At 65.4% G+C, this 2,205-nt stretch carries 3 protein-coding genes; 1 reads left to right on the forward strand and 2 read right to left on the reverse strand.

The features are described from left to right. Positions 1-194 precede the first annotated feature (194 nt). Positions 195-680: a hypothetical protein gene (locus tag ACFWF3_RS33060; RefSeq protein ID WP_378628534.1), complete on the forward strand. Its 486-nt coding sequence runs from the start codon at positions 195-197 to the stop codon at positions 678-680. 261 nt (positions 681-941) lie between these two features. Here ACFWF3_RS33060 and ACFWF3_RS33065 read toward each other — a convergent pair whose 3' ends face one another. Further along, positions 942-1,538: a hypothetical protein gene (locus ACFWF3_RS33065; RefSeq protein ID WP_379317842.1), complete on the reverse strand. Its 597-nt coding sequence runs from the start codon at positions 1,536-1,538 to the stop codon at positions 942-944. 75 nt (positions 1,539-1,613) lie between these two features. Continuing rightward, positions 1,614-1,940: a hypothetical protein gene (locus ACFWF3_RS33070; RefSeq protein ID WP_379317844.1), complete on the reverse strand. Its 327-nt coding sequence runs from the start codon at positions 1,938-1,940 to the stop codon at positions 1,614-1,616. Positions 1,941-2,205: the final 265 nt, after the last annotated feature.

Consider the following 2,205-nt stretch of genomic DNA (forward strand, 5'->3'; position numbering starts at 1 on the left):
ATCGGATTCTGCAAAGACCCTCGCGGCGCCGGTGCGGGACCGTGCGCAGGATCGGAACCCTGCTTGTCCGCTGGGTCGACCCGTTCATGCGGATGTGCGCTTGATCAGGAGCTTGCTTTGTCCGGTGCCAGAAATCTGAATTCCGCAATTCCACAGCAGTGTCTACTCGGGGCAGGCCTGTCCGGTGAGCGCAGGTGAGCGCACCGGATTCGTGGTACCCGGCGCCGGCTCAGCACGGTCCGTTTCTTTCGCCGCAGGAATTGCTTGCCGCGATCAACGGGGGCGCCGATTGTGATCAGCCGCTCGCGCGCTGGGCTCGCACCCTCGGGTCGTTGTATCGGGACTGGCTGGCCGAACCGTCCGCCGTATGGGTCGGTCGTCAGATCGCGGAAGTCGCGCACACCATCGATGTGTGGATCACCGCGCAGCTTCCGCGGCCACGCCCCGGCGCTCCGCGGGGAATCGACACGGTGGGCGGGGTGATCGGCCGGGTCGCGGAAGCCGCCACCTATGCCCACTGGGCGCTCCACAACGCCGAGGACGCCCAGCGACATCGAGCCTGGCACCATCTGGCCGAGATGCGGGAGGGCTACGAGGACCTGGTGCGGTTGGTCCTGGACGGTTCGGTCAACCTGCCGAAGTCGTGGCCCACCATCAGCTGGCCGGCCGCGGCGACATAGAAATCTGCTGGGTCTCCCCGTTTCGAAGCGACACACCGGGGTATCGCCCGCTTGTAAACCAGAGACCGCCACCGGGGACAGGATGACCGAACTCCTGACCGGTCGGCGGGCGGTTGCCGGGACCAGCGCGTCCCGTTCGGACGCTGCCCCAGACGACGGCCCCGGCAACCGCCAACCACGGCCGGCGAGGCAGGATTCGAGGCCACCGTGTCGATGGGTGGTCACAGCAGCACCGGACCCCGCGACGACAAGAGCTGGTGCCTAGATCGCCGTTGGAGCACCCGTCGCGACTACGGTCGCCACCTCTGATGCGAATCCACCTCCGGCCGGCGACAACGGCCAATCCGTGGCGAGACGAAACCTTGCGCCGATCATCGACACCGCGTTCAGCACCGCGTCGACACCGTCCCACCCTCTCGCGATCGCGCAGGTTTCGCCGTCGACCCGAAACAGACACAGCATGCCGTCCCCGCCGCCGGCCTGTACAGGTCGGCAGATGGCAATCGTGTGCCTGTCGCCGGCGTGGGTGATCGTCTGCGTCGCCACAACATCGGCGTCATCCACCGCCTCGGGTCGATCACCAGCGGGTGGTACCGGAAAGCCGAGGTTCGCCGGGACGACAAACCGCGCCGACGCGCCGCGATTCGCCTGCGCGAGCAAGTCGCCGATCTCGAGCAGAGCCCGGTAGAGCGCCGCCAGCGAATCGGGGCCTTCGGTGGTGCGCCGCGTGTCCGCCAGCCGATAGGCGCACTCCACCTTCCCGCCAACCGGTCGCGGCCGACTCACCTCGATGACCACGATCTGGCCGCCTTCGGTGACGCGCCGGGACAAGATCGGTACTTCGACGGACTTTCTCACAACGCCTCCCACTCATGGCATCCACGCGGGCTGCCGCGGATTTTCCTAGTGCAGTAGTACTGAGGCGGATATGACTCAGTCGCGCAGCGATCGGTGCTCGAACCGACGCCAGATCCGGGTGGTCTGCAGCCACCTGCGAAGTCCCCACGAACCCAACAGAGCCGACAGGAACATGTGCAGGCAAAAGGCGATGACGACGAGCTCTGCCCCATAGTCGCGGGTCCACTCCCCCATTGCCGAGGACGCGATGCATCCCGCCGCCACGAGCACGAACGACACAATGACGGCCAGCGGCGCCAACGGCGCCAACTCGTCGCCGCGTTCCTCGGAGATGCCGCGCGGACCGTCACCGTGTTCCTGTAGCGCGAACGGATTATCGAAGTGAGCTCTGATGTAGACCATGAATCCTCCCACCCGGCTACCCCAGCCGGACCATTTCTCTTACGCGCCCGTTTATTCCCCCTATAACGACGATGAGCTCAGCCGAGATTTGCGGTCGCCGCAATCGGTGCCGCGATCTCGGTGACCCATACAGTGCCAGATGGTGGAAGTCGATGGAAGCAGAAACAGAAATTCCCTCACCTCCCGAAGGGCCGTTATTTGCCGGTGACAATTGGCAGGTTTCCCTGATACGAGGTCACACGCGGCAAGCAGGCACTTCACGCAT

Source organism: Nocardia sp. NPDC060220 (genome assembly GCF_042727815.1).
In the GTDB taxonomy this organism is placed as follows: Bacteria; Actinomycetota; Actinomycetes; order Mycobacteriales; family Mycobacteriaceae; genus Nocardia.